The organism is Pseudomonas sp. FA117 (assembly GCF_057370475.1).
Genome location: NZ_CM170675.1, coordinates 1,361,777 through 1,380,188 on the forward strand (window position 1 = coordinate 1,361,777; position 18,412 = coordinate 1,380,188).

At 64.3% G+C, this 18,412-nt stretch carries 19 protein-coding genes; 15 read left to right on the forward strand and 4 right to left on the reverse strand.

Going from position 1 to position 18,412, the window contains the following annotated elements; translation table 11 throughout:
* Positions 1 to 69 precede the first annotated feature (69 nt).
* The 8 genes from AC1TXO_RS06350 (at position 70) to rpoS (ending at position 7,242) form a co-directional block, all read left to right on the forward strand.
* Complete coding sequence (locus AC1TXO_RS06350) at positions 70 to 1,182, forward strand: S-(hydroxymethyl)glutathione dehydrogenase/class III alcohol dehydrogenase (protein WP_486405528.1); 1,113 nt, start codon at positions 70 to 72, stop codon at positions 1,180 to 1,182.
* 8 nt (positions 1,183 to 1,190) lie between these two features.
* Positions 1,191 to 2,039: an S-formylglutathione hydrolase gene (gene fghA, locus AC1TXO_RS06355; protein WP_486405529.1), complete on the forward strand. Its 849-nt coding sequence runs from the start codon at positions 1,191 to 1,193 to the stop codon at positions 2,037 to 2,039.
* 91 nt (positions 2,040 to 2,130) lie between these two features.
* Positions 2,131 to 2,604 (forward strand): 2-C-methyl-D-erythritol 2,4-cyclodiphosphate synthase, encoded by a 474-nt coding sequence (gene ispF / locus AC1TXO_RS06360; protein ID WP_486405530.1) that lies wholly within the window; start codon positions 2,131 to 2,133, stop codon positions 2,602 to 2,604.
* A complete protein-coding gene (gene truD / locus AC1TXO_RS06365; RefSeq protein ID WP_486405531.1) occupies positions 2,601 to 3,659 on the forward strand; it encodes a tRNA pseudouridine(13) synthase TruD in 1,059 nt (352 codons plus the stop codon). The genes ispF and truD overlap by 4 nt, the downstream gene beginning before the upstream one ends.
* Positions 3,647 to 4,396 (forward strand): 5'/3'-nucleotidase SurE, encoded by a 750-nt coding sequence (gene surE, locus AC1TXO_RS06370; protein ID WP_486405532.1) that lies wholly within the window; start codon positions 3,647 to 3,649, stop codon positions 4,394 to 4,396. Before truD ends, surE begins: the two co-directional genes overlap by 13 nt.
* A gap of 41 nt (positions 4,397 to 4,437) precedes the next feature.
* Positions 4,438 to 5,076, forward strand: a complete 639-nt coding sequence (locus AC1TXO_RS06375; protein ID WP_486406800.1) for a protein-L-isoaspartate(D-aspartate) O-methyltransferase — start codon at positions 4,438 to 4,440, stop codon at positions 5,074 to 5,076.
* 188 nt (positions 5,077 to 5,264) lie between these two features.
* Entirely contained in the window at positions 5,265 to 6,125 is an 861-nt protein-coding gene (locus AC1TXO_RS06380) for a peptidoglycan DD-metalloendopeptidase family protein (RefSeq protein ID WP_486405533.1), read from the forward strand.
* Positions 6,126 to 6,234: 109 nt separating this feature from the next.
* Entirely contained in the window at positions 6,235 to 7,242 is a 1,008-nt protein-coding gene (gene rpoS, locus AC1TXO_RS06385) for an RNA polymerase sigma factor RpoS (RefSeq protein ID WP_486405534.1), read from the forward strand.
* A 510-nt stretch (positions 7,243 to 7,752) separates the two neighbouring features.
* On the opposite strand, the gene fdxA is transcribed toward rpoS, so the two are convergent.
* From fdxA to AC1TXO_RS06400, 3 genes are all read right to left on the reverse strand, one after another.
* Complete coding sequence (gene fdxA / locus AC1TXO_RS06390; RefSeq protein WP_004375459.1) at positions 7,753 to 8,076, reverse strand: ferredoxin FdxA; 324 nt, start codon at positions 8,074 to 8,076, stop codon at positions 7,753 to 7,755.
* Positions 8,077 to 8,212: 136 nt separating this feature from the next.
* The gene (gene mutS, locus AC1TXO_RS06395; RefSeq protein WP_486405535.1) at positions 8,213 to 10,783 is read right to left on the reverse strand and encodes a DNA mismatch repair protein MutS; all 2,571 of its coding nucleotides are present in this window, start codon (positions 10,781 to 10,783) and stop codon (positions 8,213 to 8,215) included.
* A 230-nt stretch (positions 10,784 to 11,013) separates the two neighbouring features.
* Positions 11,014 to 11,814 carry a phytanoyl-CoA dioxygenase family protein gene (locus AC1TXO_RS06400; RefSeq protein WP_486405536.1) on the reverse strand — a complete coding sequence of 267 codons (801 nt, stop codon included), beginning with the start codon at positions 11,812 to 11,814 and terminating at the stop codon, positions 11,014 to 11,016.
* 237 nt (positions 11,815 to 12,051) lie between these two features.
* Here AC1TXO_RS06400 and AC1TXO_RS06405 point away from each other — a divergent pair, with 237 nt between their 5' ends.
* Positions 12,052 to 13,437, forward strand: a complete 1,386-nt coding sequence (locus AC1TXO_RS06405) for an amino acid permease (protein ID WP_486405537.1) — start codon at positions 12,052 to 12,054, stop codon at positions 13,435 to 13,437.
* Position 13,438: 1 nt separating this feature from the next.
* On the opposite strand, the gene AC1TXO_RS06410 is transcribed toward AC1TXO_RS06405, so the two are convergent.
* Positions 13,439 to 14,335 (reverse strand): LysR substrate-binding domain-containing protein, encoded by an 897-nt coding sequence (locus AC1TXO_RS06410; protein ID WP_486405538.1) that lies wholly within the window; start codon positions 14,333 to 14,335, stop codon positions 13,439 to 13,441.
* 126 nt (positions 14,336 to 14,461) lie between these two features.
* On the opposite strand from AC1TXO_RS06410, the gene AC1TXO_RS06415 reads away from it, so the two are divergent.
* The 6 genes from AC1TXO_RS06415 (at position 14,462) to AC1TXO_RS06440 (ending at position 18,412) form a co-directional block, all read left to right on the forward strand.
* A complete protein-coding gene (locus tag AC1TXO_RS06415) occupies positions 14,462 to 15,196 on the forward strand; it encodes a LexA family transcriptional regulator (protein ID WP_486406801.1) in 735 nt (244 codons plus the stop codon).
* Positions 15,197 to 15,730: 534 nt separating this feature from the next.
* Positions 15,731 to 16,054 (forward strand): phage holin family protein, encoded by a 324-nt coding sequence (locus AC1TXO_RS06420; RefSeq protein WP_054891048.1) that lies wholly within the window; start codon positions 15,731 to 15,733, stop codon positions 16,052 to 16,054.
* Between the two features lie 11 nt (positions 16,055 to 16,065).
* Positions 16,066 to 16,563, forward strand: a complete 498-nt coding sequence (locus tag AC1TXO_RS06425; protein WP_486405539.1) for a hypothetical protein — start codon at positions 16,066 to 16,068, stop codon at positions 16,561 to 16,563.
* The gene (locus AC1TXO_RS06430) at positions 16,560 to 17,120 is read left to right on the forward strand and encodes a phage baseplate assembly protein V (protein ID WP_486405540.1); all 561 of its coding nucleotides are present in this window, start codon (positions 16,560 to 16,562) and stop codon (positions 17,118 to 17,120) included. The genes AC1TXO_RS06425 and AC1TXO_RS06430 overlap by 4 nt, the downstream gene beginning before the upstream one ends.
* Positions 17,121 to 17,207: 87 nt before the next feature.
* Positions 17,208 to 17,534, forward strand: coding sequence for a GPW/gp25 family protein (locus tag AC1TXO_RS06435; protein ID WP_486405541.1), 327 nt, complete (start codon positions 17,208 to 17,210; stop codon positions 17,532 to 17,534).
* Positions 17,531 to 18,412 carry a baseplate assembly protein gene (locus AC1TXO_RS06440; RefSeq protein WP_486405542.1) on the forward strand — a complete coding sequence of 294 codons (882 nt, stop codon included), beginning with the start codon at positions 17,531 to 17,533 and terminating at the stop codon, positions 18,410 to 18,412. Before AC1TXO_RS06435 ends, AC1TXO_RS06440 begins: the two co-directional genes overlap by 4 nt.

Genomic DNA, 18,412 nt, shown 5'->3' on the forward strand with positions numbered 1-18,412 from the left:
CTGGATTATTCACCAAAAGCGCTTGAATTACACTGGACGTCTGAATCGACCACCTGTCTGGAGACCCTGATGATCAAGTCCCGCGCCGCTGTTGCCTTCGAGGCCAAGAAACCCCTGGAAATCGTCGAAGTCGACGTGGCCATGCCCAAGGCGGGCGAGGTGTTGTTGCGCGTGGTGGCCAGCGGGGTCTGCCATACCGATGCCTACACCCTGTCCGGTGCTGACCCTGAGGGCATCTTCCCGTCGATCCTCGGCCACGAAGGCGGGGCGATCGTCGAGGCGGTGGGCGAGGGCGTCACCTCGCTGGCCGTCGGTGATCACGTGATCCCGCTGTACACCCCTGAATGCGGCAAGTGCAAGTTTTGCCTGTCGGGCAAGACCAACCTGTGCCAGGCCATCCGCGCCACCCAGGGCAAGGGCCTGATGCCGGATGGCACCACGCGTTTTTCGTACAAGGGCCAGCAGCTGTTCCACTACATGGGCACCTCGACTTTCTCCGAGTACACCGTGCTGCCGGAAATCTCCGTGGCCAAGATCCAGAAGGAGGCGCCGCTGGAGAAGGTCTGCCTGCTCGGCTGTGGCGTGACCACCGGTATCGGCGCCGTGCTCAACACCGCCAAGGTCAAGCCCGGTGACACCGTGGCCATCTTCGGCCTGGGCGGCATCGGCCTGTCGGCGATCATCGGCGCGGTGAAGGCCAAGGCCTCGCGCATCATCGCCATCGACATCAACCCGGCGAAGTTCGAGATCGCGCGCCAGCTCGGCGCCACTGACTGCATCAACCCGAAGGAATACGACCGTCCGATCCAGGAAGTGATCGTCGACCTCACCGATGGCGGCGTGGACTTCTCCTTCGAGTGCATCGGCAACGTGCAGTTGATGCGTGCAGCGCTGGAGTGCTGCCACAAGGGCTGGGGCGAATCGGTGATCATCGGCGTGGCCGGGGCCGGCCAGGAAATCGCCACCCGCCCGTTCCAGCTGGTGACCGGCCGCGTCTGGCGCGGTTCGGCCTTCGGTGGCGTGCGCGGGCGCAGCGAGCTGCCGAGCTACGTCGACATGGCCGAGAAGGGCGAGATCCCGCTGGATACCTTCATTACCCACACCATGGGGCTGGAGGACATCAACAAGGCCTTCGACCTGATGCACGAAGGCAAGAGCATCCGTAGCGTGATCCACTTCTGAGGTCAGCCATGAGCCTGGAAAACATCTCTTGCCAGAAAAGCTTCGGCGGTTGGCACAAGCGCTACCGCCATCACTCCAAGGTCCTGGGCTGCGACATGGTGTTCGCCGTCTACCTGCCGCCGCAGGCCGAACAGGGCGAGAAACTGCCGGTGCTGTACTGGCTCAGCGGGCTGACCTGCACCGACGAGAACTTCATGCAGAAGGCCGGGGCCCAGCGCCTGGCGGCCGAGCTGGGGTTGATCATCGTCGCCCCCGACACCAGTCCGCGTGGCGAACAGGTGCCCGGCGATCCGGACGGTGCCTGGGACTTCGGCCTGGGCGCCGGCTTCTACCTCAATGCCACCCAGCAGCCCTGGGCGCAGCACTACCGCATGCACGACTATGTGGTGCAGGAGTTGCCGGCACTGATCGAGGCACACTTCCCGGCCTCCGATCAGCGCAGCATCAGCGGTCATTCGATGGGCGGGCACGGTGCACTGGTATGCGCCCTGCGCAATCCGGGGCGCTACCGTTCGGTGTCGGCGTTCTCGCCGATCAGCAACCCCATGGATTGTCCCTGGGGTGAAAAGGCCTTCACTCGCTACCTGGGTGATGACCGGGCGCGCTGGCGCGAGTGGGACGCCAGTGTACTGCTGGCCGAGGCGGGACAATGTCCGCCCCTGTTGGTGGATCAGGGCGACCGCGATGACTTCCTGGAAAAGCAGCTCAAGCCCCATGCGCTGGAGCAGGCCGCACGCAAGGGCGGGCACGCCCTGACCCTGCGCCTGCAGCCCGGTTACGACCACAGCTACTACTTCATCGCCAGCTTCATCGATGAGCACCTGCGTCACCACGCGGTGGCGCTGGGGCGGGTGTAGGCACAGCGCCGTCGGGGTGCGCCCACAAGGCAGCCCCAATAGCGGCCAAAGCAGGTAGAATCACGCCCTGACTCAATCAGGGCGTTTTTCTATGCGTATTGGCCACGGCTACGATGTGCACCGTTTCGCCGACGGTGATTTCATTACCTTGGGCGGGGTGCGTATTCCCCACAGATACGGCCTGCTGGCCCATTCCGATGGCGACGTGCTGTTGCACGCCCTGAGCGATGCCCTGCTGGGCGCTGCGGCGCTGGGCGACATCGGCAAGCACTTCCCCGACACCGATCCGCAGTTCAAGGGCGCCGACAGCCGCGTGCTGTTGCGCCATGTGCTGGCCATCGTCCAGGCCAAGGGCTGGAAGGTCGGCAATGTCGACGCCACCATCGTCGCCCAGGCACCGAAGATGGCCCCGCACATCGACACCATGCGCCAGTTGATCGCCCAGGACCTGCAGGTCGAGCTCGACCAGGTCAACGTCAAGGCCACGACCACCGAGAAGCTGGGCTTCACCGGCCGGGAGGAGGGGATCGCCGTACATGCGGTCGCCCTGCTGCTGCCAGCATGACCGAACTGGAACTGCTGGGCCCGCGCGCCAGCGGCGAGGCCCTGGGCCGCGCCGTGCTCAAGGCGGTCGCCGAGGACTTCCAGGTCGACGAAGTGCTCGACATCCCGTTGTCCGGTCAGGGTGAACACCTGTGGCTGTGGGTCGAGAAGCGCGACCTGAATACCGAGGAAGCCGCCCGCCGCCTGGCGCGTGCCGCCGGTGTACCGGTACGCGCGATCAGCTATGCCGGCCTCAAGGACCGCCAGGCCCTGACCCGCCAGTGGTTCAGCCTGCACCTGCCGGGCAAGGCCGACCCGGACCTGTCGCGTGCCGAGGATGACACCCTGCGCGTGCTCAGGCAGGTGCGTCACCAGCGCAAGCTGCAGCGCGGTGCGCATTCGGCCAATGGCTTCACCCTGCGACTGACCGCCCTGACTGCTGATCGCCAGGCGCTGGACGCACGTCTGGAACAGCTCAAGGTGCAGGGTGTACCGAACTATTTCGGTGCCCAGCGCTTCGGCCATGCCGGCGGCAATGTGCACGACGCACTCGACTGGGCGGCTCGCCAGGCCTTGCCCGAGCAGCGCAATGTGCGTTCGCGGCTGCTGTCTGCGGGGCGCAGCTACCTGTTCAACCAGGCCCTGGCGGCGCGGGTGACCGACGGGAGCTGGAACCGGGCACAGGTTGGCGATCTTCTGGCCTTCACGGATAGCCGTAGTTTCTTTCCGGCTGGTGAGCAGGAATGCTCCGACCCTCGGCTGGCAATTCTCGACCTCCATCCTACCGGTCCCATGTGGGGCGCGGGCCTTCCGTCGAGCACGGGCGGGACCGCGGCGCTGGAAACGGCGATCGGCGAACGCCATCCGGCACTGTGCCAGTGGTTGGGCAGGGCGGGCATGGATCACGAACGGCGTATCCTGCGGCTCCCTATTGGGCGCCTGACGTGGCATTATCCCGAGCCTGATATCCTGCAACTGGAATTCGTCCTTCCGGCCGGATGCTTCGCCACCGTGGTGGTGCGCGAACTTGTGGATCTGGTGCCGGCAGGGCAGACGGAAAGCCCATGCGTATTCTGATTTCCAACGACGACGGTGTTACCGCTCCCGGCCTCGCTGCGCTTCACGGTGCGCTGCAGGACTACGCCGAGTGCGTGGTGATCGCCCCGGATCAAGACAAGAGCGGCGCCGGCAGTTCGCTGACGCTCGACCGGCCGCTGCACCCGCAGGTGCTGGCCAACGGTTTCATCAGCCTCAACGGCACGCCCACCGATTGCGTGCACCTGGGGCTCAACGGCCTGTTGCCGGAAACGCCCGACATGGTCGTTTCCGGCATCAACCTGGGCGCCAACCTGGGCGATGACGTGCTGTATTCCGGCACGGTTGCCGCCGCACTGGAAGGCCGTTTCCTCGGTGGCACTTCGCTGGCGTTCTCGCTGTTGTCGCGCCTGCCCGACAACCTGCCGACCGCCGCGCATATCGCCCGGCGCCTGGTCGAGGCGCAGTCGCGCCTGGAACTGCCGCCGCGCACCGTGCTCAACGTCAACATCCCCAACCTGCCGCTGGAGCACATCCGGGGTATCCGCCTGACCCGGCTGGGGCACAGGGCACGCGCCGCAGCGCCGACCAAGGTGGTCAACCCGCGGGGCAAGGAAGGGTACTGGATCGCCGTGGCCGGTGACGCCGAGGACGGCGGCCCTGGCACCGATTTCCACGCCGTGATGCAGGGCTACGTGTCGATCACCCCGCTGCAGCTGGACCGCACCTTCAACGATGCCTTCGAGCGCCTCGACGGCTGGCTGGAGGGGCTGCTCTGATGCGTGAACAGGATGATCTGCAGCGCCGTGGCGGTATCGGCATGACCTCCCAGCGGACCCGGGAGCGCCTGATCCAGCGCTTGTACGAAGAAGGCGTGTCGAACACCAAGGTGCTCGAGACCATTCGCCGCACCCCGCGTCATCTGTTCGTCGACGAGGCCCTAGCCCATCGCGCGTACGAAGATACCGCGCTGCCCATCGGTCACAACCAGACCATCTCGCAGCCTTTCATGGTCGCGCACATGAGCGAGCTGCTGCTCGAAGCCGGCCCCCTGGACAAGGTGCTGGAGATCGGCACCGGTTCCGGCTACCAGACCGCCATCCTCTCGCAACTGGTCGAGCGGGTGTTCTCGGTCGAGCGGATCAAGGTCCTGCAGGACCGCGCCAAGGAGCGTCTGGTCGAGCTCAACCTGCGCAACGTGGTATTCCGCTGGGGCGATGGCTGCGAGGGCTGGCCGGCGCTGGCGCCCTACAACGGCATCATCGTCACGGCGGTGGCACCCGAAGTGCCGCAGGCCCTGCTCGACCAGCTGGCGCCAGGTGGGCGCATGGTGATCCCGGTGGGGCCGGCAGGGGAAGCCCAGCAACTGCTGCTCATCGTTCGCGAAGAACAGGGTTTTTCGCGCCGGGTGCTGGGCGCCGTGCGCTTCGTGCCGCTGCTCAACGGCCCGTTGGCCTGAGGGCCAGGGGATTTTTTGCAGTTGTAACGAATTCTTGCGCCGCGGGCCGGTCTATCTGGCGGGGTAGGCCAAACCCCGCCAGAATGGCAAGGCCCGTGCCGGCCACCCAAGCGGGTCGGGCTCGGTTATAATTGCAATAATGTTGCATCAAGTCATATCCAGATTTCGGCACCATGAGGGGAGCGCGGGTGGGTCACACAATCATTCGGCAGCGCAAGGATCGGTCGGGTTTCAAGCTTCTGGTGATTGCGCTGGCCATGGGAACCCTGCTGGCAGGATGCTCCAGCACCGGCTCCAGTGGCGCTCGGGTGGTCGATCGCAACAATGCGGCGCCCAAGCGTCCGACCGTGACTTCGGGACAATACATCGTCAAGCCCGGTGACACCCTGTTCTCCATCGCCTTCCGCTATGGCTGGGACTACAAGGAGCTGGCCGCGCGCAACGGCATTGCCGCGCCCTATACCATCCGACCGGGCCAGCCGATTCGTTTCAGCACCGGCAGCGGTGGCAGTACCACGGTCATCACTTCCGGCCCTTCGTCTTCGAGCAGAACCACGGTCACGCGGCGCCCGGTTGGCACTGCCCCGGCCCCTGCAACAAACAGCGACAAGTCGGCAACGCCTGCCCCTGCCACTTCCGCCCCGGTGGTGACCCAGGTGCCGGCCGCAGAGCGCGCGGTCGGCGGCTGGACATGGCCGGCAAACGGCGTGCTGATTGGAAAATTCGCTTCAAACGGTAGTTTGAATAAAGGCATTGATATCGCCGGAGATTTGGGACAGCCTGTTTTTGCTGCTTCTGATGGTGCGGTGGTCTACGCCGGCAGTGGCTTGAGGGGCTACGGCGAACTCATCATCATCAAGCACAATGATACCTACGTCAGTGCCTACGGCCACAACCGCAGGCTCATGGTTCGGGAGGGGCAGCAGGTCAAGGCAGGGCAGACGATCGCAGAAATGGGGTCAACGGGCACTGATCGGGTGAAGCTGCATTTCGAGATTCGCCGCCAGGGCAAACCCGTAGACCCTCTCCAGTTCCTGCCACGCCGTTGATTGTTGCACCAGCCTGTTCCTGAGGACGTAAAGGGGACAGGCTTTAGCGCTGCCAGGGAATCAGGCGACGCTAGAGTCTGAGGTTCGAACTCAGCAAAGGACTATAACAATGGCTCTCAGCAAAGAAGTGCCGGAGTTTGACATCGACGATGACCTTCTTGTGATGGAGACGGGCATCGTTTTGGAAACGGATGTGGTGTCAGACGAACCTGCTGTACCTTCGGTTCGGACCAGGGCCAAGTCGGGCTCATCGCTCAAGCAACACAAGTACATCGATTACAGCCGCGCGCTCGATGCCACGCAGCTGTACCTCAACGAGATCGGCTTCTCGCCTCTGCTGTCGCCGGAAGAGGAAGTGCACTTCGCGCGCCTGTCGCAGAAGGGTGACCCTGCCGGGCGCAAGCGCATGATCGAAAGCAACCTGCGACTGGTGGTCAAGATTGCCCGCCGCTACGTCAATCGCGGGCTTTCGCTGCTCGACCTGATCGAAGAAGGCAACCTGGGTTTGATCCGTGCCGTGGAGAAGTTCGACCCTGAACGCGGGTTCCGCTTCTCGACCTACGCCACCTGGTGGATTCGCCAGACCATCGAGCGGGCGATCATGAACCAGACCCGCACCATTCGCCTGCCGATTCATGTGGTCAAGGAGCTCAACGTCTACCTGCGCGCCGCGCGCGAGCTGACCCAGAAGCTCGACCACGAACCGTCTCCGGAAGAAATCGCCGGGCTGCTGGAAAAGCCGGTGGCTGAGGTCAAGCGTATGCTCGGCCTGAACGAGCGTGTCTCTTCGGTCGACGTTTCGCTCGGCCCGGATTCTGACAAGACACTGCTCGACACGCTCACTGACGATCGCCCCACCGATCCGTGCGAACTGCTGCAGGATGATGATCTGTCCCAGAGCATCGACCAGTGGCTGGGCGAACTGACCGACAAGCAGCGCGAGGTGGTCATTCGCCGCTTCGGCCTGCGCGGTCATGAAAGCAGCACGCTGGAGGACGTGGGCCTGGAGATCGGCCTGACCCGCGAGCGGGTGCGGCAGATCCAGGTCGAAGGCCTCAAGCGCCTGCGCGAGATCCTGGAGAAGAATGGCCTGTCCAGTGAGTCGCTGTTCCAGTAGCCGCGGTCTGTAGTGCAAGGTGCCCCGATAATCTCGGGGCATTTTTTTGCCCGGAGTAAATGTTCAAATCGCTAGCACCGTTGCTTTGCGTGTAAGAGATTGCTTACTCATGGTGTAAGCCTTCACTACCAGTATGAGTAAATCATTGTCGTTTTCAGTGGGTGGCTTTTTCTATCTATTTGAATTCATTGATTTTTTAGGTTGTGTGAAAGTGTTTCCCCTGAAGTATCTTGAGAGGCTCATGGGTTGCTCATGCTGGGGAAGTCGCTAGTATCTGAAGTGTGCCGACGGACTGGCACAGGCTTTCAAGGATGATCGCCAAGGACATCGCAGGATGCGATTCATCAGGATGATGAATGGGACAAGCAGGGACTACGGAAAAAATGTGGGCGGGTCAAACCGCCCCTTTTTTTTGCCTGCGATTTGACCCCGCACCTCTCCGCCAGCCCGAACGCCAGGCACAAAAAAGGCCCGCGAGGGGCCTTCTTCAATACCGCATGACCGAGGCGATCAGCGCTCCAGATCAGCGATCTTGCCCGTCTTGCCATCCCACTCTTCAGCGTCAGGCAGGGCATCCTTGCGCTCGGTGATGTTCGGCCAGATCTCGGCCAACTCGGCGTTGAGCTCGATGAAGTTCTCCATCCCCGCAGGCACCTCGTCCTCCGAGAAAATGGCCTGGGCCGGGCACTCTGGCTCGCACAGTGCGCAGTCGATGCACTCGTCCGGGTGAATGACCAGGAAATTCGGGCCTTCGTAGAAGCAGTCCACCGGACAGACTTCCACGCAGTCGGTGTACTTGCATTTGATGCAGTTGTCGGTGACGACGAAGGTCATTTCTAATTCTCTCCTCAGGCGACGGCAGCGTGCCCTTCCTTTGAGGGCAGCGCGGTTCACGGTAGCTGCAGGCCAGGCTAATAACCTGCAGCTCCGGCAAACCGCGCCGGATTCTACCAGCTTGCGCGGGTCGCCGTTATAACAGGTTTTTCAGTTGATATAGCATTTCGATAGCTTGGCGCGGCGTCATGTCGTCCAGGTCCAGCTTGCCCAGCTTCTCGATGGCCGGGTGCGGCAGGCTGGCGAACAGGTCGCTCTGGTGCGGCACCTGCGCCTGGCCCTTGGTTTTGCTCAGCGGTGCCTCGTGAGGCAGGCTGGCAGTTTCCAGGCGACCGAGGTGTTCGCGGGCACGCTGGATCACGGGCGAAGGCACACCGGCCAGCTGCGCCACGGCCAGGCCGTAGCTCTGGCTGGCAGGGCCTGGCAGCACGTGGTGCAGGAAGACGATACGCTCGTTGTGCTCGGTGGCGTTCAGGTGCACGTTGGCCACCAGCGGTTCGCTGTCCGGCAACACGGTCAGCTCGAAGTAGTGGGTGGCGAACAGCGTGTAGGCGCGCAACTGAGCCAGGCGCTCGGCTGCCGCCCAGGCCAGCGACAGCCCGTCGAAGGTGCTGGTGCCGCGGCCGACTTCGTCCATCAGCACCAGGCTGCGGTCGGTGGCGTTGTGCAGGATGTTGGCGGTTTCGCTCATTTCCACCATGAAGGTCGAGCGCCCGCCCGCCAGGTCGTCGCTGGAGCCGATGCGGGTGAAGATGCGGTCCACCAGCGACAGCTCGCAGCGCGCAGCTGGCACGAAGCTGCCGATATGTGCCATCAGCACGATCAGTGCGGTCTGGCGCATGTAGGTGGATTTACCACCCATGTTCGGCCCGGTGATGATCAGCATCCGTGTGTTGTTGTCCAGGCCCAGGTCGTTGGCCACGAACGGTGTGGTCAGTACCTGTTCGACCACCGGATGGCGGCCTTGCTCGATGCGCAGGCAGGGTTCGTCGACGAAGCCTGGGCAGTTCAGGTCCAGGTTCAGCGCGCGCTCGGCAAGGTTGCTCAGCACGTCCAGTTCGGCCAGGGCCGCTGCGCTGTCCTGTAGCGGTGCCAGATGGCTGATCAGCGTCTCGAGCAAGGCATCGTAGAGCATCTTCTCACGGGCCAGGGCGCGGCTCTTGGCCGACAGCGCCTTGTCTTCGAAGGCCTTCAGCTCCGGGGTAATGAAGCGCTCGGCACCCTTGAGGGTCTGGCGGCGGATGTAGTCGGCTGGCGCCTGTTCGGCCTGCTTGGTCGGCAGCTCGATGAAGTAGCCGTGCACGCGGTTGTAGCCGACCTTGAGGTTGGTAAGGCCGGTGCGGGCCTTTTCACGCGCTTCGAGGTCGATGAGGAACTGGCCGGCGTTCTCGCTCATGGCCAGCAACTCGTCGAGCTCGCTGTCGTAGCCGGTCTTGAGCACGCCGCCGTCGCGGATCACCGCCGGCGGATTGTCGATGATCGCCCGTTCCAGCAGGCTGGCCAGCTCCGGGTAAGTGCCGGTGATGGCTGCCAGGCGCGCCAGGTGAGGGGCTTCCAGTTCGGCCATGGCGTTCTGCAGTTCGGGCAGGGCGCCGAGCGCATCGCGCAGGCGCGCCAGGTCTCGTGGGCGGGCATTGCGCAGGCCGATACGGGCCAGGATGCGCTCGATGTCTCCGATTTCTTTCAATTGCGGCTGCAATTTCTCGAAACGGTAGCCGTCGAGGAAGCAGCGGATCGAATCCTGCCGCGCCTGCAGTACTTTCAGGTCGCGTAGCGGGCGATTCAGCCAGCGGGTCAGCAGGCGGCTGGCCATGGCGGTCTGGCAGCGGTCGATGACCGACTGCAGGGTGTTGTCGCGGCCACCGGCCAGGTTGATGTCCAGCTCCAGGTTACGGCGGCTGGCGCCGTCGAGGATCACCGTGTCGTCCATGCGCTCGTGGCGCAGGCTGCGCAGGTGCGGCAGGCTGGTGCGCTGGGTTTCCCTGGCGTAGGTCAGCAGACAGCCAGCGGCGCCGATGGCCAGGGTCAGCTTGTCGCAGCCGAAGCCCTTGAGGTCCTGGGTCGCGAACTGCTGGCACAGACTCTTGCGCGCCGAGTCGCGATCGAAGTCCCATGGCGCTCGACGCCGCGCGCCCGGACGCTTCTCCGCCGGCAGGCCCTGGGGCCAGTCGTCGGGTATCAGCAGCTCCACCGGGTTGATGCGCTCGAGTTCGGCCAGCAGGTTCTCCCAGCCCTTGATCTCCTGCACGGTGAAGCTGCCGCTGGTGATGTCCAGCACAGCCAGGCCGAACAGGCGCTCATCGCCCAGCAGTGCGGCGATCAGGTTGTCGCGGCGCTCGTCGAGCAGCGCCTCGTCGCTGACCGTGCCCGGGGTGATGATGCGCACCACCTGGCGCTCCACCGGGCCTTTGCTGGTGGCCGGGTCGCCGATCTGCTCGCAGATCACCACCGACTCGCCGAGCTTGACCAGCTTGGCCAGGTAGCCCTCCAGCGAATGGAACGGAATCCCGCACATGGGGATCGACTGGCCCGCCGACTGACCGCGGGCGGTCAGGGTGATATCCAGCAGTTTCGCGGCTTTCTTCGCATCTTCGTAGAAGATCTCGTAGAAGTCGCCCATGCGGTAGAACATCAGCTGGTCTGGATGCTGGTTCTTCAGCTTCCAGTACTGCTGCATCATCGGGGTGTGTGCGGAGAGATCAGACATTCAGGGCCTTGAAGCAGGTGGTCTGGTGGCAAATTTTGAACCGGCAATGGTACAGGCTTTTTTCGCCCGTTGCAGGACGCCAGGGAGCGGATGCAGAGCAGGCCGGCCATTTCCCGGCAGGCGCTGGAGGTCAGGCGCAGGATCGTCTGCCGACCTGAACGATCAAGGCCGGAAACAGGGTTTCCGGCCTTGTATTGAGCGTGATCGCGATGTGCGCAGCTTACCCCGACTCAGTCGCGGGTCCAGACCACCGGGAACCAGTCCTCGCGCATCCGATCGCCATCGCGCAGGTCGATGCCGGGGAAGGGCGGCGACGTGCGTCCTGGTCGTTGCACATAGCGCGCGTCGTCACCGAGGAAGCGAGTCGAGAACGCGCGCCGGCGTCCGCTGCCGGTGTTGCCGGCAGCGCCATGCACGGTGCGGAAATCGAAGACCACGGCATCGCCCGGCTCCATCTGCGGCGAGAGAATTTCGAATTCGCCGTTTTCCACGTCCGGCATGTCCATGTACAGGCTTTGCCCGGCCGCATCGGTGGCGCCGTAGAAGTCGCTGTTGCTGGCCCAGCGCTTGGGCCTTACCGGTTTGGGCCAGCGGTGCGAGCCGAGCACCACGCTCAGGGTATTGCTGCTGCTCACCGGGTCCAGCGGGATCCAGTAACTGGCGGTCTGCTGGCCGTCGACGCAGTAGTACGGCAGGTCCTGGTGCCAGGGCGTGGGCTTGTTGGTGCCGGGTTCCTTGACCAGGATGTGGTCGTGGAACACCTGCACCTGCCGGGCGCCCATGAGTTGGCCGGCAAGCCCGGCGGCGGGCGAGTTGCGCACGAAGTCGGTGAAGGCGGGAATGCGTTGCCAGTTGCAGTAGTCCTCGAAGAAGCGACCACTCTCGCCAGCGCCGACGTTCTCGATGGCGAATGCGCTGGGCTCGGCGAGGTTCTGCTCGAATCCTTCGCGCAGGCGCTCGATCCAGTCCTTGAACACACCGCGCAATACCACGGCGCCGTCGCGCTGGAAGTCTTCGATATGGGAATTCATGGCCTGCCCTCTGTTGTTGTAGTGACACCAGCATCGGGGCAGGGCAGGGGTGGGTAAATCACAGATTTCCTATGCGCCACTATAGCTATTCTGTATGCCTTGGCGTGTTGTCCCTCCCGTCGAATGGCCGGTTAATAGCCGGGTCGCCCACGCCTTCCCGGGCGTCGTGACACTCCCTGGGCACGTACTTCGGTCGCGGCCCAGGCACCAGAACAAGAACAACGAGGAGTCCCTGGGATGAACGACCGCAACGATCTGCGACGGGGCCTTAGCACCCGTCATATCCGTTTCATGGCGCTGGGTTCGGCCATCGGTACCGGGCTGTTCTACGGCTCGGCTGCGGCGATCAAGCTGGCCGGGCCATCGGTGCTGCTGGCCTACCTGATCGGTGGCGCGGCGATCTACATGATGATGCGCGCGCTCGGCGAGATGGCGGTACGCAATCCGGTGTCCGGCTCGTTCGGGCAGTACACCAGCCAGTACCTGGGGCGCTTCCCGGGGTTTCTCACGGGCTGGAGCTATGCGTTTTCCATGCTGGTGGTGTGCCTGGCCGACGTGACCGCCTTCGGCGTCTACATGGGCCTGTGGTTTCCAGACACCCCGCGCTGGATCTGGGTGCTGGGCATCGTCTGTTTCATCGGGGCGCTGAACCTGTGCAGCGTCAAGGTGTTCGGCGAGATGGAGTTCTGGTTGTCGCTGGTCAAGGTCACGGCGATCGTGGCGATGATCGTCGCCGGTGGCTCGGTGCTGCTGTTCGGCATCCAGTTGGGCAACGAGGCGCAGGCGGTTGCCGGGCTGGACAACCTGTGGAATCACGGCGGGTTCTTCCCCAACGGCGTGGGCGGCATGATCGCGTCGTTCACCGTGGTGATGTTCGCCTTCGGCGGCGTGGAGATGATCGGCATCACCGCTGGCGAGGCGCGCGATCCTGCACGTGCCTTGCCCAGGGCGATCAACTCGGTACCCCTGCGCATCCTGCTGTTCTACGTGCTCACCCTGTTCGTGCTGATGGCCCTGTACCCCTGGCCGAAGATCGGCAGCCAGGGCAGCCCGTTCGTGCAGATCTTCAGTGGTCTGGGCATTGGCTCGGCGGCCAGCGTGCTCAACCTCGTGGTGATTTCGGCGGCTGTCTCGGCGATCAACAGCGACATCTTCAGTGCCGGGCGGATGATGTATGGCATGGCGCACAATGGCCAGGCGCCTGCGGGCTTTGCGCGGTTGTCGCGGTTCGGTGTGCCATGGATGACCGTGCTGGTGATGGGCGTCGCGTTGCTGCTGGGCGTGGTGTTGAACTACCTGGTGCCGGACGGCCTGTTCCTGATCCTGGCCGGCGTGGTGACCTTCTCGATCGTCTGGGTCTGGCTGATGATCCTGTTGTCGCAGGTGGCGATGCGTCGCGGCATGCGCCGCGAAGAGGTCGCCGCGCTGAAGTTCCCGGTGCCTTGGTGGCCGCTGGGGCCGGCTTGCGCCATCGTCTTCATGGTGTTCATCTTCGTCGTGCTGGGCTGGTTCCCCGATACGCGCACGGCGCTCTACGTAGGCCTTGGCTGGTTGGCGCTGCTGTCGGTCGGCTACTGGCTGTGGGTGGCCCGCCAGCCCCAGGTGGCGCCTGCCAACGTCTGAGCTAGACGGCGAACAGCTCGCTGGCCCAGCGCAGCATTGCCTGGGCTGCGGGTGACGGACGCATGGCGCTGGACTGCGCCAGCACTACCGATTGCGGGCTCACCGCTTCGAGCAGCGGACGGCAGGCCAGCAACTGACCGTCGTAGCTCTGGTCGCCCGCCGGCCGTGTGCATGACAGCGCCACGCCATAGCCATGGGCGACCAGGCCGCGTTGCATCTCGAACGTCTGGGTCAGTTGCTGGGCCCGAGGTTGCAGGTCGTGGGCCCAGAACAACGAAAGGAAGTATTCGCGGGTGCGGGCGATGTCCTCGAGAATCAGGCATTCCTGCGCCAGGTCCACCAGCGATACCCGCTCCTGGCTGGCCAATGGATGCTCGGCGGGCAGCAGTGCGTAGGGCGCCAGTTGTGCCAGCACGCGGCGCTCGATACGTGGGTCCAGCCCGACATCGTAGGTCAGCGCAAGCTCCGCCTTGCCGTCGCCCAGGCGCCGGTTGACTTCGCCCAGGTCGGCTTCGAACAGGGTGATTGCGACCTCGGGGTGACGCTGGCGGAATCCGCTGAGCAGGCGTGGTGCGTACCATGGTCCGAGGTCCTGGAAGCAGATCAGGCTCAGGTTGCCGCGCAGCGCTTGCGGTTCTTCGCCGTGGCCACGGATGGCGGCGGCCATCGCCAGGATTTCGCGGGCCTGCTCGAGCAACTGACGGCCTGCCGGCGTCAGTTCCAGGCCGCGACTGGCCTGGCGCAGGAACAGCTTCTCGGCCAGCAGCGCCTCGAGCTGGGAGATCGCCAGCGACACCGACGGCTGGGAAATGTGCTTGGCACGCGCTGCGGCACTGACACTGCCTTGCTCGGCGGTGGCGACGAAGTATTCCAGCTGGCGGAAGGTGAAGCCGATCATCGAAGTCCCTCTTGTTGTCGGGTCGGGGATTGCCTCTACCTTAGCCAGTTTCCGCAGGCCATGGCGAGCCCGTTGGCTGCATGCATCGATTTGCATTTTCGGGTAAATCGACGCATTATGCATTTTATGCAAAAGCGCAACGTAGCCACCGTACTCAGAGAACTGCTCGATCGCCACGGCCTGTCCCCGACGGAGCTGCACCGGCGCACGGGCGTACCGCAATCCACCCTGTCGCGGATCCTCAGCGAAAAGATCGTCGACCCCTCGGACAAACACGTGTCCAGAATCGCCGACTACTTTGGCGTGAGCACCGACCAGTTGCGTGGACGCATCGAGCTGGGCGAGGCCCGCGAGGCGCAGCCCATGCACGGTCATGCGGACCTGAACGACATCAGCCTGTGGGACGATGAAACCCCCGTCGAGGACGACGAGGTGTCCGTACCCTTTCTTCGAGAGGTCGAATTGGCAGCAGGATCAGGAAGATTCGTCATCGAGGAAAGCGAGCGTGCACGCCTGCGTTTCGGCAAGCGCAGCCTGCGCCACAACGGTGTGCAGTTCGACCAGGCCAAGTGCGTGACGGTACGTGGCAACAGCATGCTGCCGGTACTGCGCGACGGCGCGACGGTGGGCGTCAACACCGGCAAATGCGCGATTGGCGACATCATCGACGGCGACCTCTACGCCATCAACCACAACGGCCAGTTGCGGGTGAAGCAGGTCTATCGCCTGCCTACGGGTATCCGCCTGCGCAGTTTCAACCGCGACGAACACCCCGACGAAGACTACAGCTTCCAGCAGATGCAGGAAGAACAGATCAGCCTGCTCGGGCATGTGTTCTGGTGGGGCATGTACGCACGCTGAGCAATCTGCGCAGAACAGAAACCCGCCTCGGCGGGTTTTTTCATGCCTGTGAAAAATACGCCTCGGTCGGCCCCCCTTACGTTGCATCCCGCAACCGTCCTACAAATTTTTTCGTTGCTCTGAAACGGCCTACAAGCCGCATCTGCCAAGGCCTTCATGCATTTAAGCAAGTCCGCATGCATAAATATTTTCAAAAATGCATTGACTGCATATGCATTGGTGCATAGCCTGTGTCTCAAGCCGGACAGCAACCGGTTGTTACACAGGCAGCGATGAACAGGCCTTGACTGTTCAGAGGGTTGGCAACTGGCCCGGGTGTGCAGCGTAAAGCACCACGAACAGTTATCCGGCGGGCAGGCGGCCGCGGTCGGAGTCACCAATTTGAAGCGGAACCGCACGGCGTCACCAGCTGTGACCGGCGGTTCGACAACGCATTACTGAAGGGCCTGCACGGACGGGCCCTTTGGAATGCCGCGTTACACGGCAAGGGATCCACCGGCACTCGCCGGTGGCCATGACACAGGAGACAGGACAGTGACGAACGAGCAACAGGCGTTACTGGAAATGCCGCTCTGGCTGGTGATCGTCCTGGCATTGCTGGGCGGTCTTTCCGGCGAGATGTGGCGGGCCGACAAGGCCGGTGCCCGAGGCTGGTCGCTGCTGCGACGGCTGGCGCTGCGCTCCGGGGCCTGCATGGTCTGCGGGGTGTCGACGGTAATGCTGCTGTATGCCAGCGGCATGTCGATCTGGAGCGCCAGCGCCTTTGGGTGCCTCACCGCGATGGCCGGTGCCGATGTCGCCATCGGCCTCTACGAACGCTGGGCAGCCAGGCGCCTTGGCTTGAAGGACGAACGATAGGAGTGCGGCACATGAGCGAACTGGCCACCTTGCATGCGGCGTTGACCGCAACGATTCGAGAGGCGATTCCGGAGCTGGCGTCGGTCGATGCCTACACCGAGGCAGGAAACTCCCCATCACTGCCCGCGCTGCGCCACGGCATCGTACGCATGACTGCCGACGCCGCGCCCAGGGATGGACGCTCGGTGCTGGTCACCACCTTCGAGGCGGACATCACCCCTGATGCCGCCAACCCCGAGGCACGCCTGCAGGGCAGTGTGCTGGCCGCGCAACTGATGGACCTGTTGCGCCAGCAACTGTGGGGGCTGGACTTCGTCGAGCCGAGCCGCAATGTGCGGGCGTTCTTCGCCGGTGCCGGCTGGCGCGTGCGCTGGGACCAGCCGGTGCTGCTGGGCGAACTGCAGTGGCACTGGCCCGACCAGCCGCCAGGCAGCCTGCGTCTGGGCTTCAGCCCGGACACAGGCCCGGGCAACGAAGGCAAGTACATCGCCCCGGAGGACCTGGCATGAGCTACGCCAGCGCCATGCATGACCGCATGCTCGCCACCCTGGTGATTCCCTGTCGGGTAGTGGCAGTGGACCTGGCTGCGGCACGGGTCAGGGTCTCGGACGGCGGCGGCTGGACCAGTGCCTGGGTGCGCTGGCATGCCCAGGCGGCGGGCAAGGCCCGGCACTGGCGGGCGCCCAGCTTGGGCGAGCAGGGGGTGTTGCTCAGCCCCAGCGGCGAGCCAGCCCAGGGCACCTTCTTCGCCGGCCTTTATGGCAATGCCGGCAACCCGCCGGACAACCGCGAGCACACCGAGGTCTGGCGCTTCGCCGATGGCGGTTCGCTGACCTATGACTGGCAGGCCCGGCGCTACGACATCGAACTGCCCAGCGGCAACGCCCGCATCAAGGTCGGCGCCAGCACCCTGGTGGTCAATGACGGCGCCATCACCCTCGATGCCGCGAGCATCACCCTGACCGGCAACGTCACGGTCAACGGCCCGCTGAGTGTCAGCGGCGACATCAATGGCGGCGGGCGGATCATCGATACCGCCGGCAACACGCCCAACCACAAACACTGAACCGAGCCCGCCGTCGCGGGCTTTTTCATGCCAGGAGAACGCAATGGATACCCATCAACGCGCCCGGGCTTTCCCGGGAGGCGCGCCATGATCGGCCTGGACCGTCGTACCGGCCAGCCACTGGCCGGGATCGCCCACCTGCGCCAGTCCATCGAGGACATCCTCACCACCCCACTGGGCAGCCGCCGCATGCGCCCGGAATACGGCAGCCAGTTGCGCCGCTATGTCGACTTGCCGGTCAACGAAGGCTGGAAGAGTGCAGTCCAGGCCGAGGTCGCCCGCGCCCTGGGGCGCTGGGAGCCACGTCTGCAACTTGAGCGAGTCAAGGTTGTGGCCGTGCTCGACGGCCAGGTCAGCCTGGCCCTGAGCGGTCGTTACCTGGGCGATGACGCCCTGGTGGAGGTCAGCGTATGAGCCAGGTCGACCTGTCGAAACTGCCTGCCCCGCAACTGCTCGAGGACCTGGATTTCGAAGCGCTGTACGAAGCGGATCTGGAAACTTTCCGCATCCATATGGGCGATGGCTGGACGGCGCAGCTGGAGAGCGATCCGGTGACCAAGCTGCTAGAGGTCGGCGCCTACCGCAAGCTGCTCAACCGGGCGCGTATCAACGATGCCGCCAAGGCCTTGCTGCTGGCCTACGCCCAGGGCCGCGACCTTGACCAGCTGGCGGCGAACGTCGCCTTGCAGCGCCTGGTGATCCAGGCCGCCGACCCGACGGCCTTGCCGCCAACCGAGGCGATTCTCGAATCCGACGATGCCCTGCGCGAGCGTGTGCAACTGGTCTATGAAGGCCTGACCACCGCCGGCCCGCGCAACAGCTATATCCTCCACGCCCGCAACGCCTCGGGACGGGTCGCCGACGCGACCGCCGAAAGCCCGTCGCCGGCAGTGGTCGATGTCACGGTACTGAGCATCGATGACGACGGTGTCGCATCCCAGGCGCTGCTCGACCAGGTCAGCGCCTACCTCAACGACGACGATATTCGTCCGGTCGCCGACCGGGTCAATGTGCGCAGCGCCGAGGTGCTGTCGTACCAGATCGAGGCGGTGCTGCACATGGCCGACAACGGCCCGGAGTACGAGGCGATCCTGGCCGAGTGCCGACGTCGCCTCCAGGCCTGGATCAACCCGCGCCGCCGCCTGGGTGTCGAGGTCGCCCGCTCCGGCATCGACGCCCAGTTGCATATCGACGGCGTCAGCCGGGTCGAGCTGATCGGCTGGAGCGACATCCGCCCGAGCAAGGCCCAGGCTGCCTGGTGCACAGGCTTCGACCTCAAGCGCGGAGGCTGA

What these genes read in the sequence shown, in the direction of transcription:
- AC1TXO_RS06350 (WP_486405528.1), top strand. Translation starts at nt 70, where the DNA reads ATGATCAAGTCCCGCGCCGCTGTTGCCTTCGAGGCCAAGAAACCCCTG.
- fghA (WP_486405529.1), top strand. Translation starts at nt 1,191, where the DNA reads ATGAGCCTGGAAAACATCTCTTGCCAGAAAAGCTTCGGCGGTTGGCAC.
- ispF (WP_486405530.1), top strand. Translation starts at nt 2,131, where the DNA reads ATGCGTATTGGCCACGGCTACGATGTGCACCGTTTCGCCGACGGTGAT.
- truD (WP_486405531.1), top strand. Translation starts at nt 2,601, where the DNA reads ATGACCGAACTGGAACTGCTGGGCCCGCGCGCCAGCGGCGAGGCCCTG.
- surE (WP_486405532.1), top strand. Translation starts at nt 3,647, where the DNA reads ATGCGTATTCTGATTTCCAACGACGACGGTGTTACCGCTCCCGGCCTC.
- AC1TXO_RS06375 (WP_486406800.1), top strand. Translation starts at nt 4,438, where the DNA reads ATGACCTCCCAGCGGACCCGGGAGCGCCTGATCCAGCGCTTGTACGAA.
- rpoS (WP_486405534.1), top strand. Translation starts at nt 6,235, where the DNA reads ATGGCTCTCAGCAAAGAAGTGCCGGAGTTTGACATCGACGATGACCTT.
- fdxA (WP_004375459.1), bottom strand. Translation starts at nt 8,076, where the DNA reads ATGACCTTCGTCGTCACCGACAACTGCATCAAATGCAAGTACACCGAC.
- mutS (WP_486405535.1), bottom strand. Translation starts at nt 10,783, where the DNA reads ATGTCTGATCTCTCCGCACACACCCCGATGATGCAGCAGTACTGGAAG.
- AC1TXO_RS06400 (WP_486405536.1), bottom strand. Translation starts at nt 11,814, where the DNA reads ATGAATTCCCATATCGAAGACTTCCAGCGCGACGGCGCCGTGGTATTG.
- AC1TXO_RS06405 (WP_486405537.1), top strand. Translation starts at nt 12,052, where the DNA reads ATGAACGACCGCAACGATCTGCGACGGGGCCTTAGCACCCGTCATATC.
- AC1TXO_RS06410 (WP_486405538.1), bottom strand. Translation starts at nt 14,335, where the DNA reads ATGATCGGCTTCACCTTCCGCCAGCTGGAATACTTCGTCGCCACCGCC.
- AC1TXO_RS06415 (WP_486406801.1), top strand. Translation starts at nt 14,462, where the DNA reads ATGCAAAAGCGCAACGTAGCCACCGTACTCAGAGAACTGCTCGATCGC.
- AC1TXO_RS06425 (WP_486405539.1), top strand. Translation starts at nt 16,066, where the DNA reads ATGAGCGAACTGGCCACCTTGCATGCGGCGTTGACCGCAACGATTCGA.
- AC1TXO_RS06430 (WP_486405540.1), top strand. Translation starts at nt 16,560, where the DNA reads ATGAGCTACGCCAGCGCCATGCATGACCGCATGCTCGCCACCCTGGTG.
- AC1TXO_RS06435 (WP_486405541.1), top strand. Translation starts at nt 17,208, where the DNA reads ATGATCGGCCTGGACCGTCGTACCGGCCAGCCACTGGCCGGGATCGCC.
- AC1TXO_RS06440 (WP_486405542.1), top strand. Translation starts at nt 17,531, where the DNA reads ATGAGCCAGGTCGACCTGTCGAAACTGCCTGCCCCGCAACTGCTCGAG.